This is a genomic window from Brevundimonas sp., from assembly GCF_035626975.1.
In the GTDB taxonomy this organism is placed as follows: domain Bacteria; phylum Pseudomonadota; class Alphaproteobacteria; order Caulobacterales; family Caulobacteraceae; genus Brevundimonas.
Genome location: NZ_DASPMQ010000017.1, coordinates 29,682 through 44,888 on the forward strand (window position 1 = coordinate 29,682; position 15,207 = coordinate 44,888).

Annotated in this window: 16 protein-coding genes; 10 read left to right on the top strand and 6 right to left on the bottom strand. The window is 69.8% G+C overall.

Features of this window, described 5'->3' with window-relative positions:
- The first annotated feature begins 23 nt into the window (after nt 1–23).
- The 9 genes from VEB62_RS04320 (at nt 24) to VEB62_RS04360 (ending at nt 8,603) form a co-directional block, all read left to right on the top strand.
- Nucleotides 24–1,268 carry an MFS transporter gene (locus VEB62_RS04320; protein ID WP_324795865.1) on the top strand — a complete coding sequence of 415 codons (1,245 nt, stop codon included), beginning with the start codon at nt 24–26 and terminating at the stop codon, nt 1,266–1,268.
- Nucleotides 1,269–1,427: 159 nt separating this feature from the next.
- The gene (gene rpmI, locus VEB62_RS04325; RefSeq protein WP_305304774.1) at nt 1,428–1,625 is read left to right on the top strand and encodes a 50S ribosomal protein L35; all 198 of its coding nucleotides are present in this window, start codon (nt 1,428–1,430) and stop codon (nt 1,623–1,625) included.
- 50 nt (nt 1,626–1,675) lie between these two features.
- Complete coding sequence (gene rplT, locus VEB62_RS04330; protein WP_324795872.1) at nt 1,676–2,029, top strand: 50S ribosomal protein L20; 354 nt, start codon at nt 1,676–1,678, stop codon at nt 2,027–2,029.
- Nucleotides 2,030–2,119: 90 nt separating this feature from the next.
- The gene (locus tag VEB62_RS04335; RefSeq protein WP_324795875.1) at nt 2,120–3,064 is read left to right on the top strand and encodes a polysaccharide deacetylase family protein; all 945 of its coding nucleotides are present in this window, start codon (nt 2,120–2,122) and stop codon (nt 3,062–3,064) included.
- A gap of 57 nt (nt 3,065–3,121) precedes the next feature.
- The gene (gene pheS / locus VEB62_RS04340; protein WP_324795877.1) at nt 3,122–4,198 is read left to right on the top strand and encodes a phenylalanine--tRNA ligase subunit alpha; all 1,077 of its coding nucleotides are present in this window, start codon (nt 3,122–3,124) and stop codon (nt 4,196–4,198) included.
- A gap of 7 nt (nt 4,199–4,205) precedes the next feature.
- Nucleotides 4,206–4,598 carry a hypothetical protein gene (locus VEB62_RS04345; protein WP_324795879.1) on the top strand — a complete coding sequence of 131 codons (393 nt, stop codon included), beginning with the start codon at nt 4,206–4,208 and terminating at the stop codon, nt 4,596–4,598.
- Complete coding sequence (gene pheT, locus VEB62_RS04350; protein WP_324795882.1) at nt 4,595–7,042, top strand: phenylalanine--tRNA ligase subunit beta; 2,448 nt, start codon at nt 4,595–4,597, stop codon at nt 7,040–7,042. The genes VEB62_RS04345 and pheT overlap by 4 nt, the downstream gene beginning before the upstream one ends.
- 91 nt (nt 7,043–7,133) lie before the next feature.
- A complete protein-coding gene (locus VEB62_RS04355; protein ID WP_324796032.1) occupies nt 7,134–7,832 on the top strand; it encodes an aquaporin in 699 nt (232 codons plus the stop codon).
- A gap of 159 nt (nt 7,833–7,991) precedes the next feature.
- Nucleotides 7,992–8,603: an EipA family protein gene (locus tag VEB62_RS04360; protein WP_324795885.1), complete on the top strand. Its 612-nt coding sequence runs from the start codon at nt 7,992–7,994 to the stop codon at nt 8,601–8,603.
- Between the two features lie 323 nt (nt 8,604–8,926).
- Here VEB62_RS04360 and VEB62_RS04365 read toward each other — a convergent pair whose 3' ends face one another.
- The 4 genes from VEB62_RS04365 to thpR form a co-directional block, all read right to left on the bottom strand.
- Nucleotides 8,927–9,811: an SDR family oxidoreductase gene (locus tag VEB62_RS04365; protein ID WP_324795887.1), complete on the bottom strand. Its 885-nt coding sequence runs from the start codon at nt 9,809–9,811 to the stop codon at nt 8,927–8,929.
- Nucleotides 9,812–9,822: 11 nt separating this feature from the next.
- Complete coding sequence (locus tag VEB62_RS04370; RefSeq protein ID WP_324795890.1) at nt 9,823–11,055, bottom strand: NAD-dependent epimerase/dehydratase family protein; 1,233 nt, start codon at nt 11,053–11,055, stop codon at nt 9,823–9,825.
- 106 nt (nt 11,056–11,161) lie between these two features.
- The gene (locus VEB62_RS04375; RefSeq protein ID WP_324795892.1) at nt 11,162–11,701 is read right to left on the bottom strand and encodes a GNAT family N-acetyltransferase; all 540 of its coding nucleotides are present in this window, start codon (nt 11,699–11,701) and stop codon (nt 11,162–11,164) included.
- Nucleotides 11,698–12,237 (bottom strand): RNA 2',3'-cyclic phosphodiesterase, encoded by a 540-nt coding sequence (gene thpR / locus VEB62_RS04380; RefSeq protein ID WP_324795895.1) that lies wholly within the window; start codon nt 12,235–12,237, stop codon nt 11,698–11,700. Before thpR ends, VEB62_RS04375 begins: the two co-directional genes overlap by 4 nt.
- A 126-nt stretch (nt 12,238–12,363) precedes the next feature.
- On the opposite strand from thpR, the gene VEB62_RS04385 reads away from it, so the two are divergent.
- Entirely contained in the window at nt 12,364–13,125 is a 762-nt protein-coding gene (locus VEB62_RS04385) for a Bax inhibitor-1/YccA family protein (protein WP_324796035.1), read from the top strand.
- Nucleotides 13,126–13,178: 53 nt separating this feature from the next.
- Here the strand turns inward: VEB62_RS04385 and VEB62_RS04390 are convergent, their stop codons facing one another.
- Together VEB62_RS04390 and VEB62_RS04395 are read right to left on the bottom strand one after the other, a co-directional pair.
- Nucleotides 13,179–13,511 carry a DUF2794 domain-containing protein gene (locus tag VEB62_RS04390; protein WP_324795898.1) on the bottom strand — a complete coding sequence of 111 codons (333 nt, stop codon included), beginning with the start codon at nt 13,509–13,511 and terminating at the stop codon, nt 13,179–13,181.
- A 350-nt stretch (nt 13,512–13,861) separates the two neighbouring features.
- Nucleotides 13,862–15,190 carry a trypsin-like peptidase domain-containing protein gene (locus VEB62_RS04395; protein WP_324795900.1) on the bottom strand — a complete coding sequence of 443 codons (1,329 nt, stop codon included), beginning with the start codon at nt 15,188–15,190 and terminating at the stop codon, nt 13,862–13,864.
- Nucleotides 15,191–15,207: the final 17 nt, after the last annotated feature.

Here is a 15,207-nt window from a genome sequence, read left to right on the forward strand (position 1 = left end):
GGGCCGCGTCATAGAAGCGAGGCATGAGCGCCTCCGCCCCCAAAACCTCCCGGTCCGCCCTCGCCGTGCTGTTCGGGGTCGTGTTCATCAATCTGGTCGGCTTCGGCATCGTCATTCCGCTGCTGCCGTTCTACGGCCAGACGCTGGACGCGCCGCCGTGGCAGGTGGCGCTGATGTTCTCGGCCTATTCCCTGGGCCAGTTCGCGGGCGAGCCGTTCTGGGGCCGGCTGTCGGACCGGATCGGGCGCAAGCCGGTGCTGCTGATCACCATCCTCGCCAATGCCGTCGGTTACCTGGCGCTGGCCTTCGTACCGAACATCTGGCTGGCCATCGCCGTGCGCCTGTTCACCGGCCTGGGGGCCGGCAACATCTCGACCGTGCAGGGCTATGTCGCCGACGTGACGCCGCCGGCGCAGAGGGCGGGACGGATGGGGCTGATCGGCGCCGCCTTCGGCCTCGGCTTCATATTCGGTCCGGGGCTGGGCGGCGTGCTCACCCGTCCGGACCTCGGCACGCTCGGGTACCAGCTGCCGATCTTCGTCGCGGCGGGGCTGTGCCTGCTGGCCGCCCTCGGCGTCCTCGTCCTGTTGAAGGAGAGCCGGGCTCCGGCCGATCCGGCCGCGCCGCGACCGCCGTTCCTCGGCGGGGTGCATGACGCGGTGGCCAATCCGGTGGTGTCGCGGGTGCTGCTGGTCACCCTGATCTACATGGCCGGCTTCTCCGGCATGGAGTCGACCTTCGGCTTCTGGACCGAGGCCCGGTATGGCTGGGGCGCGCGCGAGGTCGGGCTCAGCTTCATGGCGGTGGGGGTTGTCTCGACCGTCTGCCAGGGCCTGATCGCGGGCCGGCTGGCCCGCCGCTTCGGCGAGGCGCCGGTGCTGGCCGTCGGCTGCCTGATCTTCGGCGCGGGCCTGGTCGGGCAGGTCGCGGCCAGCCGGTTGCTGCCGGACGCCGAGTTGCTGGTCCCGGCGATCATGGCCTTCGGCGCCTTCGGCATGGCCGTGACCATGCCGAACATCTCGGCCCTGATCTCCCGCTCGGTCGATCCGGACCGCCAGGGCGCCATGCTGGGCCTGAACATGGCCGCCAGCTCCTCGGCGCGGATTTTCGGCCCGATGGCGGCCGGGGCGATCTTCTCGGGCTTCGGACACGACTGGCCGTTCCTGATCGGCGCCGCCCTGACGGTTCCGGCCGCGGTGATGGCGATCAATGCGGGCCGGGCGTTCCGCAAGCGTCAGGCGGACCTCGCGACGGCGATTGCGGAGTAGGCGGGCTTGCCTTTGCAGGCCGCTTCCCATACAAGCCGCGCCTTCGCGTACCGAACCGCCGGGCGAACAGGCATGCCTGGGCGGTTCTTAATCAAGGGTCTGGACCCCGACGGATCAAATAGTCCGAAGGACGACAGCCCACTCAAAAAGAGAGTGAAAATGCCGAAACTCAAGACGAAGTCGGGCGCCAAGAAGCGCTTCAAATTCACGGCGACTGGCAAGGTCAAGTCTGGCGTGGCGGGCAAACGGCACCGTTTGATCAGCCACAACAGCAAATACATCCGCCAGAACCGCGGCACCAAGGTCATGGCCGACGCCGACGCCCGGAAGATCAAGTCCTACATGCCGTACGCCTGATCGGCGCGCGTCTGACCTGATCTCCACACAGAATTTGAAAGGATAGCGACATGGCTCGCGTCAAACGGGGCGTAACGTCCCACGCCAAGCACAAGAAGGTTCTCGCCCAGGCCAAGGGTTTCTACGGCCGCCGCAAGAACACCATCCGCACCGCCAAGGCCGCGGTCGACCGCGCCGGGCAATACGCCTACCGCGACCGCCGCACCAAGAAGCGCAATTTCCGCGCCCTGTGGATCCAGCGCATCAACGCCGCCGCCCGTCTGGAAGGCTTCACCTACAGCCAGTTCATCCACGGCCTGGGCAAGGCCGGCATCGAGCTGGACCGCAAGGTCCTGGCCGCCATGGCCGCCGACGAAGCCGTCTTCAAGGCGATCGCCGACAAGGTCCGCGGCGCGCTGGCGTAAGCCTCCACCGTATCGAACTGCCGAAACGCCCGCTCCGGTCCGTCCGGGGCGGGCGTTTTCGTTTGCGGTCCGAACCGCTAGGCTTGGCGGATGCTCAAACGATCGCTGTTCGCCCTCGCCGCCCTCTGCGCCCTGTCCACGCCCGCGCAGGCGCAGGATCGCGCCGTCGCGGTCACCTTCGACGACCTGCCGTATCAGGCCGCCGACGCGGTGCTGTGCGACCCGGCGCAGGCCATGGCCCTGACGGAAGACTTCGTCGGCATGCTGCGGCCGCTGGAGACGCGGGCGGCGGCGTTCGTCAACGAGGGCAAGGTGTGCGAGGAGCGCCGCGCCGGGCTGCTGCCCGCCCTGCTGAACGTCTGGCTCGACGCCGGGCTCGACCTGGGCAACCACACCTTCTGCCATCTCAACATCCACCGGAACACGGTCGAGACCTACCTGGACGACGTCGACCAGGGCGCGCCGGCGACGCGCGCCGTGCTGGAGGCGAGGGGCCGCGCCCTGCGCTTCTTCCGCCATCCCTTCCTGTTCACCGGCGAGACGACGGAGAAGAAGGCCGCGATCGCCGCGGGACTGGCCGGGCGGGGCTACACCGTCGCGCCGGTCACCCTCGACAACAACGACTGGATGTTCGCGGCCGTCTACCGCAAGGCCGAGGCTGACGGCGACGAGGCCCTGAAGACCCGCGTCGGCGAGGCCTATGTCGCCCACATGGCCGTGGTGATGGACCATTGGGAGCCGTACAGCGCCGAGCTGACCGGCGGCCGCGAGCCGGCCCAGGTGCTGTTGCTGCACGCCAACACCCTGAACCGCGACTGGTATCCGCGCATCCACGCCCTCTATCAGGCGCGGGGCTACCGGTTCGTCACGCTCGACGAGGCGCTGGCCGACCCGGTCTACGGCCATGCCGACGACTATGTGCGCGCCAACGGCGTCTCGTGGCTGCACCGCTGGACCGCCAGCGAGGGCCGCCCGATCCGCTGGGAGCCCGAGCCGCCGAAGTGGATCGTGGACGCCTGGGAGGCGGCGAACTGACCAAGCGACGCCTGACCGGGTGACGAAACCGCTCCGGCCCGCTAGACGACTGCGACCATGACCGATCTCGCCCAGCTGGAACTCGACCTGATCAACGCCATCGGCGCCGCGGAGACCGCCGCCGCGGTGGAGGAACTGCGCGTGGCGGCGCTGGGCAAACAGGGCTCGATCTCGGGCCTGCTCAAGGGCATGGGCGCCATGAGCCCCGACGAGCGGCGCGAGCACGGCCCGATGATCAACGGTCTGCGCGACCGCGTCTCGGCGGCTCTGGCGGCCCGCAAGGCCGGGCTTGAGGCGGCCGAGCTGGACACCCGCCTGAAGGCCGAGCACGTCGACCTGACCCTGCCGCCGCGGCCCCGCCGCAAGGGCAGCGTGCATCCGACCATGCAGGTGATGGACGAGATGATCGCCCTGTTCGCCGACATGGGCTTCGCGGTGGCGGAAGGTCCCGATATCGAGGACGACTTCCACAATTTCACGGCCCTGAACTTCCCGCCGAAACATCCGGCGCGGGAGATGCACGACACCTTCTTCCTGACCCCGGACCCCCAGACCGGCGAGCGCAAGGTCCTGCGCACCCACACCAGCCCGGTGCAGGTGCGCACGATGATGTCGCAGACGCCGCCGATCCGGATCATCGCCCCGGGCCGGACCTTCCGGAAGGACAGCGACGCGACCCACACGCCGATGTTCCACCAGGTCGAGGGCCTCGTCATCGACAAGGGCGTCCACATGGGTCACCTGAAGTGGACGCTGGAGACCTTCGTCGCCCGCTTCTTCGAGGTCGAGGGCGTCGACGCCCGGTTCCGGCCGCACCACTTCCCGTTCACCGAGCCGTCGGCCGAGATGGACATCCGCTGCGACCGCTCGGGCGGCGAGCTCAAGCTGAACCAGGGCGACAGCTGGATGGAGATCCTCGGCTGCGGCATGGTCCATCCGAACGTGCTGCGCAACTGCGGCATCGATCCGGACGAATACCAGGGCTTCGCCTTCGGCATGGGCGTCGACCGCCTCGCCATGCTGAAGTACGGCATCCCCGATCTGCGGCCGATGTTCGAGGCCGACACCCGGTGGCTGGCCCACTATGGCTTCTCCGCCTTCGCCGCGCCCAACGCCGCCAGCGGCCTGAGTTGAACCGACCATGACAGATCCCAGCCCCTACATGCCGTGGCGCCCGCTCGGCGACGGTCCGACCTATGAGCGGGAGCAGATCTGGCTGCCGCAATTGGCGGCGCAGGCGATCAGCAGCGGAAACCCGCTGATCGACGGCAAGACCTTCATCGACTGCCGGATCGAGGGGCCGGCGGTCCTGCTCCCGGTCGACGGCTGCGATTTCGACGCCTGCGACATGGGCTACGCCGGCGGTGACCTGCGCAATCTCCTGCTGCGTCCCGTGGGGCCCCAGAAGGTCATCGGCGCCATCGCCTTCCGCAACTGCACCTTCCGCCGGTGCGTCTTCGTCGCGGTCGGATTCACCGGAAGCCCGGCCTTCACCGACAACTTCCTGACCGTCCTCGGAGGCAAGGCTTCGTGAAGTTCACCCTCTCCTGGCTGAAGGAACATCTCGACACGGAGGCCGACGTGGCCGCCGTGGCCGACGCCATGACCATGGCCGGGCTCGAGGTCGAGGAGGTTCACGATCCGATCGCCGCCCTGGCGCCCTTCACGGTGGCGAGGATCGTCTCGGCCGAGCGGCATCCCAACGCCGACCGGCTGCAGGTCTGCCAGGTCGACACCGTCGATGGGCCGAAAGAGATCGTCTGCGGCGCGCCCAACGCGCGGGCGGGCCTGACCACCATCTACGCCCCGATCGGCGCCTTCGTGCCCGGCCTCGGCGTGACCCTGGTCGAGAAGCCGGTGCGCGGCGTGGTCTCGCACGGCATGCTGTGTTCGGCCGCCGAGCTGGAGCTGGCCCCCGACTCCTTTGGCTCGAGCGACGGCATCCTCGAACTGGCCGACGACCTGACGGTCGGAACCCCGGCGGCAGGCGTGTTCGGGGCCGAGCCGGTGATCGATTTCGAGGTCACCCCGAACCGGCCCGACTGGCTCGGCGTCGCCGGCATCGCGCGCGACCTGGCGGCGGCCAGCCTCGGCCAGCTGCGGACGCCGTCCATCGTTCCGATCCCGGGGACCTTTCCGTCGCCGATCTCGGTGCGCATCGCCGCGCCGGAGATGTGCCCGGTCTTCGCCGGCCGTTTCATCCGCGGCGTCCGCAACGGCCCCTCGCCGGAGTGGCTGCAGCATCGCCTGACCGCCATCGGCCTGCGTCCGATCAACCGGCTGGTCGACGTCACCAACCTGATCACCTACGACCGCGCCCGGCCGCTTCACGTCTATGACGCGGCCCTGCTGGTCGGGAACGAGATCGTGGTTCGCGCCGGTCAGGTGGCGGCCGACACGCCCTCCCACGAGGGCGGCCAGCACGAGCATCTGATCGCCCTGGACGGCAAGACCTACACCGTCGATCCGTCGATGTGCGTCATCTCCGACGCGGCCGGGGAACGGCCGATCGGGCTGGGCGGCATCATGGGCGGCGTCTCCACGGGGTGTTCGGACGAGACGGTCGACGTCTTCCTCGAGAGCGCCTGGTTCGACCCGATCCTCACGGCCCAGACCGGCCGGACCCTGACGATCAATTCGGACGCCCAGTACCGCTTCGCCCGCGGCGTCGACCCGGCGTCCCCGGTTTCAGGCATCGAACTGGCCACCCGCCTGATCCTCGACCTGTGCGGCGGCGAACCGTCGGAGATCGTGGTGGCGGGCGCGGCGCCGGCCAATCCGGCGTCCTTCGCCTTCGACCCGGCCCGCGTGGGCGCCCTGACCGGCCTGGCGCTCGACGGCGACCGGATCGCCGAGATCCTGACCCGGCTCGGCTTCGAGGTCGCGCGCGGCCAAGGCGCCGGCGTGCCGTGGATCGTGACCCCGCCGTCGTGGCGGCGCGATGTCGAGGGCCCGGCCGACCTGGTCGAGGAAGTGGCCCGCATCGAGGGCTATGGCGAACTGCCGTCGACCCCGCTGCCCGACCTCGGCGCGCCGTCGAAGGGCGTGCTCAATCCCCGCCAGGCGCGGGTGCGCACCGCCCGCCGCGCGCTGGCGGCCATGGGCTATGCGGAGGCCGTCACCTGGTCCTTCACCAAACAATCGAACGCCGCCCTGTTCGGCGGCGGCGATCAGCGGCTGGTGGTCGAGAACCCCATCGCGGCCGATCTGGACTGCATGCGGCCCTCGGCCCTGCCCAATCTGATCCAGGCGGCGGCGCGCAACGCCGACCGCGGCCATCCGGACGCCGCCCTGTTCGAGATCGGCCCGATCTATCTGGACGACAGCCCGACCGGTCAGCGCACCGTCATCGCCGGCCTCGTGGCGCCGCGTTCGCCGCGCCACTGGGGCGGCGGGGTCGAGGACGCCCTGTTCGCGCTCAAGGGCGACCTGATGGCGCTGCTGGACGAGCTGGGCGCGCCGACGGCCTCGCTACAGCTGGTCCAGGGCCAGAACCGCGACTGGTGGCACCCCGGCCGCTCGGCCCGGCTCCAGCTCGGTCCGAAGAATGTGATGGTCGAGTTCGGCGCCCTGCACCCGCGCGTGCTCAAGGCGCTGGACGCCGACGCCCCCATGCTGGCCTTCGAGATCGTGCTCGACGCCGTGCCGGAATCGAGGGGCAAGGCCACCAAGGCGCGCGGCCCGGCCGTGCTGCCGCCGCTGATGCCCCTGACCCGCGACTTCGCCTTCGTCACGGCCGAGAGCCAGGCGACGGGTGATCTGATCCGGGCCGTCGCGGGCGCCGACAAGGCGCTCATCGCCGACGTCCGGGTGTTCGACGTCTACCGTGGCGCCGGCGTGCCCGAGGGCATGAAGTCGGTGGCGCTGGAAGTGGTGATCCAGCCGCGCGAGGCGACCCTGACCGAGGCCGAGATCGAGGCCCTGTCGGCGAAGGTCGTGGCCGCGGGAGCCAAGGCGGGGGCGACGCTGCGGGGGTGAGCTCCGCCAGGGCGACCGATGATTGGCGACACACGATTTCGCGTGGGCCAAGGTCGGGGTATGGAGCGCGAACGCCACCGGTTGGGACGCGATGCCGCCAGCAAGCCTGGAACCACCTCTTGAGTCTTTTGACCTCGGACGCCGGCTTGTAGCCGAGGCCCTGGGCACGGCGCTTCTGCTCGCGATCGTCGTGGGGTCCGGAATCATGGGCGAGCGCCTGGCGGGCGGCAACGCAGCCGTGGCCTTGCTGGGCAATACCCTGGCCACCGGAGCCGGGCTGAGCGTGCTGATCACGGTCTTCGGTCCCCTGTCGGGCGCGCACTTCAACCCCGTGGTGACGCTTGCCTTCGCGGCGAGGCGCGAGCTCGATGCGAAAGTCGCCGCCGCCTATGTGGCCGTGCAACTCCTTGGGGCCGTCGTCGGCGTGTGGGCCGCCCACCTGATGTTCGACGAAGCCGTCTTTCAGGTGTCCACCAAAGTCCGGGACGGCGCCGCCCAGGGCCTTGCCGAAGGCGTCGCGACCTTCGGTCTGTTGATCGCCATCCTCGGGTCCCTTCGCTTTCGGCCCACGGCCACTCCGTTCATCGTCGGCCTGTATATTTCGTCGGCCTACTGGTTCACGGCCTCGACATCGTTCGCAAACCCGGCGGTGACGATCGCCCGCTCGATGAGCGACACCTTCGCCGGCATCGCGCCGGGTTCCGTTCCGATCTTCGTGGTCGGCCAGATCGCGGGAGCCGCCATAGCGGTCGTGGTGAGCGGGTGGCTCTTCCATCAGGACTCCAGGTGAGCTCCGGGCGCCCGCAGTGTCGGGCCGTGTCTGTCCCGGGAGCGATCCTGGCAATCTCCCGTTAACCTTGCAGCCGCAAGTCTGCCGCAAACGCCGGTGACGGTGGCTTTCAGGCCCGCGCGAGTCGGGCGAGCCGTCCCCGCCTTCGGAGCCATCGCCATGCACCGCCGCCAGCTGATCCTTTCCGGTCTCGCCGCCACCACCGGCGTCTCGGGCCTGTCCGCCTGCGCCACGGCGCCTGCGTCCGATCCCAACTACCCGATCCGCTCGGATCAGGACGCCCCCGCCTATACCTCCGAAGAACTGATCGCCGCGGGCTCGCGCGAACTCGGCATCGCCGCCGAGGCCATCGGCGCCGCCATCGAGCGCATCTTCGCCGACCAGGGCGACCGCCCGACCGCCTATATCGCCGGTGAGGAGGGGGCGGGCGCGGCCGGCGTCGGCCTGCGCTACGGCCGCGGGGCGCTGCACATGAAGGACCTGTCGGCCTCGCAGGAGGTGTTCTGGCAGGGCATCTCGATCGGCTGGGACGTCGGCGGCAACGCCAGCCGGGTCTTCACCCTGGTCTACGGCCTCTACCACCCCGACATGATCTACCGCCGCTATCCCGGCGTGGAGGGCTCGGCCTATCTGGTCGGCGGCGTGGGCGTGAACTATCAGGCCGCCGACGGCATCGTGCTGGCTCCGATCCGCACCGGCGTCGGCCTGCGCCTCGGCGCCAACGTCGGCACCATGGCCTACAGCCGCCAGCGCAACATCCTGCCGTTCTAGGGTTCCCCACTCTCACGGCCGTCACCCTCGGGCTTGACCCGAGGGCCAGACGTGGGGGCCGGCTGTGCGTTGAAGACGGCCCCGCGACCCCGCCCGTGCATCTTTTCCCCGGGCGCCGGACGGTCTGATCCTCGGGCGGGCAGGGGGTTATGCGTCCGGGTTCTGGACCAGACGCAGCAGCGTTCCGTTTCCGGACATCCATGGGGGGCGGTCCGGGATCGCCCGGCGATCCGTCCGGGCCATGTCGCGGTTGTCCCGGATGTCGTTTGTGCTGCGGGCGATGTCGCGGATGTCTTGCCCGAAATGTCTCGTATGGTTGTCGCCTATGTCCCGGCGTCGCCGAGCATCGCCTCCAGCCCCTCGCGCCAGGTCGGATAGCGCGGCCGCCAGCCCAGTTCGGCCTTGGCGCGGGCGTTCGAGAGCCGTTTGGAATCCAGGTAGAAGCGGCGCATGGCGTCGGAGACCGATGGATCGTTGAGGTCGACTTCGGGCGGACGGGGCAGGCCCAGCCGGTGCGCCGCCCATTCCATGACCACATCGGCCGGGGCGGGCTCGTCGTCGCACAGGGTGTAGGCCGCGCCGGGGCGGGGCCGCGCCATCGAGGCGAACAGGCCGGCGACCGCGTCGTCGACATGGATGCGGTTGAACACCTGGCCCGGCTTGCGGACGATGCGGGCGGTGCCGTCGCGCAGCCGGTCGAGCGGCGAACGGCCGGGGCCGTAGAGCGCGGGCAGGCGGAACAGCTGCACCGTCAGTCCCATGCCCCGTCCGGCGTCCAGCCAGTCGCGCTCGGCCCGCACCCGGCGCGCCCCTTCCAGCGAGGCGGCGTTGAGCGGGTCGTCCTCGAAGGTCCAGCCGCCGCCCCGGTCGCCGTAGACCGCGGTGGACGAGACATAGCCGATCCAGTCCGGGAAGGCGCCGGTGCGGGTAAGGGCGGGGACCAGCCGCTTCAGGCCGGGACAGCCGTCGCTCTCGGGCGGGGCGGTGACGAGGACGGCGGACGCGTCCCGCACCGCATGGTCCAGCGCCGCGGCGTCATCCGGGTCGATGGCCTCGGACCCCCCGGCGATCAGCGCCTGACGGCGGTCCGGGTTGCGGCTGGTCAGGATCGCCCGCCCGCCCCGACGCACCGCCTCGCGCGCGGCCGCCTGTCCAAGCCAGCCTCCGCCGAAGACCAGCAACGTCGGAGGCGAGGCGTCTGCGGGCATGCCTGTCGCGATCAGGCGGAACGGACACGGGGGCCGGCCGCCGGCGCGACCGTGACCGGTTCGGCCTTGAGGGCCTCGGCCCGCTTGCTGTTCCAGCTGGAGACGCACGGGACCTTGGTCAGGTCGGCGCGGTGGGCGTAGCGGCGGGCGATCCCGGTGACGTCCTGCATCAGCCCCTCGGCCAGGGTGATCGGCTTCAGGCCCAGTTCGCGGAACTGGTCGTTGGCCACCACCAGCTCGTTTTCGTCGGCTTCCTGGCGCGGGTTGGGGACGTAGTGGACCTCGGCCCCGGTCATGTCGGCGATCATGGCGGCGAGGTCGCGGACGCGGCGGCTCTCGGTCATCTGGTTGAGGATCTTGACCCGCTCGCCGGCCTTGGGCGGGTTCTTCAGGGCCAGCTCGACGCAGCGCACCGTATCCTGGATGTGAATGAAGGCCCGCGTCTGGCCGCCAGTGCCGTGCACCGTCAGCGGATAGCCGACGGCCGCCTGCATCAGGAACCGGTTCAGCACCGTGCCGTAGTCGCCGTCATAGTCGAACCGGTTGATCAGCCGCTCGTCCAGGCGCGTCTCCTCGGTCTGGGCGCCCCAGACGATGCCCTGGTGCAGGTCGGTGATCCGCAGGCCGTCGTTCCGGGCGTAGAACTGGAACAGCAGGGCGTCCTGGGTCTTGGTCATGTGATAGATCGAGCCGGGGTTCGGCGGGAACAGGATCTCCTGCTCGGCCGGGCCGAAGTCGGTGTCGACCGTGACCTTCAGATAGCCCTCGGGAATGCGCAGGCCGGCGGTGGTGTAGCCATAGACCCCCATGGTCCCGAGATGGGCCAGATGCACATCCAGCCCGCTCTCCACGATCGCCGCCAGCAGGTGATTGGTCGCATTGATATTGTTGTCGACCGTGTACAATTTATGCCGCGCCGACTTCATCGAATAGGGCGCGGCGCGCTGTTCGGCGAAATGGACGACGCTGTCGGGCTTCCAGTCGCGGATCAGGGCCACGAGCCGGTCGAACTCCTTGCCGACGGTCATGTTGACGAAGTCGATGGTCCGGCCGCTGACCTCCTTCCACGCGGCGATACGCTCGCCCATGGTCCGGATCGGGGTCAGTGACTGGACCTCCAGCTCGTTGTCGATATTGCGCCGGCTCAGATTGTCGACGACCAGAACGTCCCAGCCCCTCGCCGACAGGTGCAGCGCCGTCGGCCAGCCGCAAAATCCGTCGCCGCCCAGAACCAGAACCCGCATCCGTCCATCCCTAATCATGACTGCATCCTGCCTAGCCGATGGCGGCGGCGGGTCAAAGCTTGAGCGTTCAACGCGTGAGCGTCGGATTCGGGCTCAGGGCCCGCGCTCAGGCGCCGGCGCGGGCGCGCCACTGCTCGCGGCTCTGGCCCCAGCGGTCGACCCGCGCAGTGTCGAACGGCGGCGGCAGGCGCGTCGGGCCGAGATTGCGCGAGCCCAGCCGCTCGGCCAGGCGCTGCGACGGCGTATTGTCCGGATCGATGCAGTGGATCACGTCGGTCCAGCCGAGCACGTCGAAGGCGTAGTCGATGGCCGCCGTCGCCGCCTCGACGCCGTAGCCCTTGCCTTGCGCGTCCGGGTGCAGCCCCCAGCCGACCTCGGTCCCCGGCCAGCCCAGCGGCGTCCACGGCCCGATGCGGCCCAGCCAGCGGCCGGTGTCGCGCTCGATCAGCGAGAACATGGCCACGCCGGTCAGGCTCCACGCCCCGGCCATGGTCATGAAGCCGCGCCACGCGGCCTCGGCCGGCATCGGACCGCCGATGAATTTCCCGGCCTCGGGGTCCGCCATCATCTCGGCCCAGCGCGGGAAATCCTCCATCGCCGGCGGGCGCAGGGTCAGGCGGGCGGTCTCGATCACGGGGCTGGTCACAGCAGGTACTCCTGTTCGAGCTGGTAGCGGCTGCCGTCGTGCGTCAGGACGCTGGACCACAGGCCGAAGCGGTCGATGGGGATCGGCGGGGAATGCAGCAGGTTGTGCCCGGCGATCCAGGCGCCGATCCGGTCCGGATTGGTCTGCGGCTTCAGATAGGCCAGCGTCACGTGCGGGCGGTAGTCGCGCTTCTCGATCACCACGCCGGCCCGCTCCCCGGCGGCGCGGCAGCGCCCGGCCAGCACCGACAGTCGCTCGTTGGGCTCGACCCCGGCCCACAGGGTGTGGCTGCGATGGGCGTCGCCGAACGCGCCGACGCCGTGGAGCGTGAACTCCAACGGCCCGCCGGTTGCTGCGCGGCTGAGCTCCGCCGCCAGGTCGTCGGCGCGGCGCTCCTCGACCTCGCCGTAGAACGCCAGGGTCAGGTGCAACTGGTCGCGCGTGCGCCATTTGGCGCCGGGCAGGCCGGACTGCCGCCGCTCGAGCGTATCGGCCACGTCGTCGGGGATCGGCAAGGCGGTGAACAACCGGATCATGCGACCGTTCGTAGCGGTTGAAACCCGACCGCCCAAGTCCGGTTTTCCTTGCGTCAACGGGGATCGACCCCGATATTTGACGGACAACCGGGGATGACCCCGGCGAACAAGGAGATCGAACTCGCGATGAGCGACTTCAACAACGGCTACGCCCGGCCGCTCCCGCAATCCGCCGACATGTCGGTGGACGCGGGTTTGCGCAGCTTCATGCTGGGCGTCTACAACAAGGTGGCGCTGGGCCTGCTGGTTTCCGCGGCGCTCGCCTGGGTGACGGGCTCCTGGCCGCCGGTGCGCGACCTGATGTTCTCGACCGCGGTGTTTCCGGACGGCGTCACCCGCCTGACCGGCTTCACCCTGCTGGGCATGATCGTGGCCTTCGCGCCGCTCGTGGTCCTGCTGGGCTCGAATTTCGTAATGAAAAACCCGACGTCGGGCGCCGCGAGCGCGCTCTACTGGCTGATCGTGGCCCTGATCGGCGCCTCGATGGGTACGGTGGTGCTGGTCTATACGGGCGCCTCGGTGATCCAGACCTTCCTGATCACCGCCGCCGCCTTCGGCGGGCTCAGCCTGTTCGGCTACACGACCAAGAAGAACCTGACCGGCCTGGGCAGCTTCCTGATCATAGGCGTGATCGGCCTGATCATCGCCTCGGTGGTCAACATCTTCCTGCAGAACCCGATGATGCAGCTGATCATCAGCGTCGCCGGCGTGCTGATCTTCGCGGGCCTGACGGCCTACGACACCCAGCGGCTGAAGATGACCTACTACGCCCTCGGCGGGAACCAGAACGCCATGGGGGTGGCCACCAGCTACGGGGCGCTGAGCCTGTACATCAACTTCATCAACATGTTCCAGTTTCTGTTGATGCTGTTCGGCGGTCGCCGCTGATCGACGGGCAGGTTTGGAACGGAAAGGCCCCGGCGGAGACGCCGGGGCCTTTTCTATTCGACGATGCTGAAGCGGCGGCTGTCGAAGACGCGCAGCACCTGGGGCAGTTCGCGGCCGCGGCGCAACACCACGCCGCCCTCGCCGATCACGGCCCACTGACCCTGTTTGAGGCGCAGCGCCGGGCGTTTCTCGATGCGGTAGGCGGGGGCGTCGCCCGAGCGGCGGAAGACGGCGAACTCGGCCACGTCGCGATGGCCGGCCATGGCGTAGTCGCGCCATTCGCCTGCGGCCACCATCCGCCCGTAGACCCTCAGGATCAGCTCCAGTTCGCGCCGGTCGAAAAAGACCGGACCGGCCTGGGGCTGAAAATCGGCGGCGTCGCTCATGGGTCGAAGGTATGCCGCCCGTGCGGAAACGCCAGACCTTATGAACCGGCGCCGTTCGGGCGACCGGCGTGTCGCGAACGTCACTCGCTCAAGAAATCGCACGGAACACGAAATAGCCGCCGTTCCGCCCATCGACCGCCCCCTTGGGGGGCGACACCGGACCCATCGGCTCGTCGGAGTTCGGAGCGATCCCGGATCCTGAACAGCCCCCCCAGCCCCCCTGGATCATTCCATCAAGGGCTCTGGCGGGTCGATGCTTCCTCCAAGCGAGACGCCCGCTCCGCCACCCTCCCCCCTCCGGCAGAGCGGGCGTTTTGCTGTCCGGAGCCGACGCGCGCCGGCCGGGCGGGCTAGCCGCCCAGCGCCACCGTCACATCCTCGTCCCCGCGGCGCACCGACAGGCGATGTTCGCCGGCGCTTCCCAGCGCGGTGGCCAGACCGGTCAGATCCGCCACGGCGGCGTCGTCGATCGCCCGGATGACATCCCCGGCCTGCAGGCCCGCGCCGGCGGCGGGTGAACCGCCCTCGACCGCGAACACCTGGAGCCCGTCGGCGGCGGCGCGGGCGCTCAGGCCTCGCGCGATCACCACCTCGGAGCCGAGCACGACGGAACGGTCCTGCGGCGCCTCGACGGTGAGGGTGGCCCGACCCTCGCGGCCTTCACGCAGATAGACGACCTCGACCCGCGTTCCGGGCTCGGCGATGCCGATCGTCGCGGCGACGGTGCCGGCGTTGGAGACGGGACGATTCTGGATGCGGGTGACGACGTCGCCGCGTTTCAGGCCGGCGGCCTCGGCCGACGAGCCGGGAGCCACGTTCTCGACCACCGCGCCGCGCACGATGCCGAGGCCGAATTCGCGCGACCGCTCGGCGTTGAGCGAGCCGAGGATGGCGCCGGTCGAGCCGCGCTTGACCTCGCCGACGGTCCTCAGCTGGTTCACCACATACAGCAGGATGCGGCTGGGTACGGCGAAGGCGATGCCGTCGTTGCCGCCGCCGCCGCCCGACAGGATGGAGGTGTTGATGCCGATCAGCCGGCCGCGGCTGTCCAGCAGCGGCCCGCCCGAGTTGCCCGAATTCACCGCCGCGTCGGTCTGGATATAGTCCTCGATCCGGTCCCCCATGCCCGAACGGCCGAGTCCCGAGATCACCCCCATGGTCAGGGTCTGGTCGAGGCCCAGCGGATAACCCACGGCGAAGGCGAGATCGCCGGTGCGCAGCTGGTCGGAATCGACCACCTCGATCTCCGACAGGCCGGTGGCGTCGAACTTGAGCACCGCCAGGTCGGTGGCCTTGTCGGTGCCGATCAGGACCGCGTCGAAGATGCGGCCGTCGGTCAGGTCGACGGTGTATTTGCGCCCGCCCTCGACCACGTGATTGTTGGTGACGACGATGCCCTCGCGAGCGTCGATGATGGCGCCCGACCCGCTCGAGATCGGCCGCGGCTCGTTCTCGCCCGAGCTGGGCCCCTCCGACTGGCCGAGGGTCGTCACCTGCACCACCGCCGGCAGGGCCTGCTCCAGCCCGCTGGCGAAGGTGAACACCCCGCGCCGGGCGTCGTAGGGGATCGGGCCCTGGGGGTTGGACTGGGCCGCCGCCGCCGTCGCCGCCAGCAGGGGGACCGCCGCGACCAGCGCCAGTATCGACAGACCGTGGGCCCGGTTGGTGGAACGCCGCATCGCCAATCCCCTCTAGT

Excerpts from the sequence above, each read along its gene's own strand:
- VEB62_RS04365 (WP_324795887.1), bottom strand. The coding sequence starts at position 9,811 with ATGCCCGCAGACGCCTCGCCTCCGACGTTGCTGGTCTTCGGCGGAGGC.
- VEB62_RS04385 (WP_324796035.1), top strand. The coding sequence starts at position 12,364 with ATGAGCGACTTCAACAACGGCTACGCCCGGCCGCTCCCGCAATCCGCC.
- rplT (WP_324795872.1), top strand. The coding sequence starts at position 1,676 with ATGGCTCGCGTCAAACGGGGCGTAACGTCCCACGCCAAGCACAAGAAG.
- VEB62_RS04345 (WP_324795879.1), top strand. The coding sequence starts at position 4,206 with ATGACAGATCCCAGCCCCTACATGCCGTGGCGCCCGCTCGGCGACGGT.
- pheS (WP_324795877.1), top strand. The coding sequence starts at position 3,122 with ATGACCGATCTCGCCCAGCTGGAACTCGACCTGATCAACGCCATCGGC.
- VEB62_RS04370 (WP_324795890.1), bottom strand. The coding sequence starts at position 11,055 with ATGCGGGTTCTGGTTCTGGGCGGCGACGGATTTTGCGGCTGGCCGACG.
- VEB62_RS04320 (WP_324795865.1), top strand. The coding sequence starts at position 24 with ATGAGCGCCTCCGCCCCCAAAACCTCCCGGTCCGCCCTCGCCGTGCTG.
- VEB62_RS04355 (WP_324796032.1), top strand. The coding sequence starts at position 7,134 with ATGCCGCCAGCAAGCCTGGAACCACCTCTTGAGTCTTTTGACCTCGGA.
- VEB62_RS04390 (WP_324795898.1), bottom strand. The coding sequence starts at position 13,511 with ATGAGCGACGCCGCCGATTTTCAGCCCCAGGCCGGTCCGGTCTTTTTC.
- thpR (WP_324795895.1), bottom strand. The coding sequence starts at position 12,237 with ATGATCCGGTTGTTCACCGCCTTGCCGATCCCCGACGACGTGGCCGAT.
- VEB62_RS04335 (WP_324795875.1), top strand. The coding sequence starts at position 2,120 with ATGCTCAAACGATCGCTGTTCGCCCTCGCCGCCCTCTGCGCCCTGTCC.
- VEB62_RS04395 (WP_324795900.1), bottom strand. The coding sequence starts at position 15,190 with ATGCGGCGTTCCACCAACCGGGCCCACGGTCTGTCGATACTGGCGCTG.
- VEB62_RS04360 (WP_324795885.1), top strand. The coding sequence starts at position 7,992 with ATGCACCGCCGCCAGCTGATCCTTTCCGGTCTCGCCGCCACCACCGGC.
- rpmI (WP_305304774.1), top strand. The coding sequence starts at position 1,428 with ATGCCGAAACTCAAGACGAAGTCGGGCGCCAAGAAGCGCTTCAAATTC.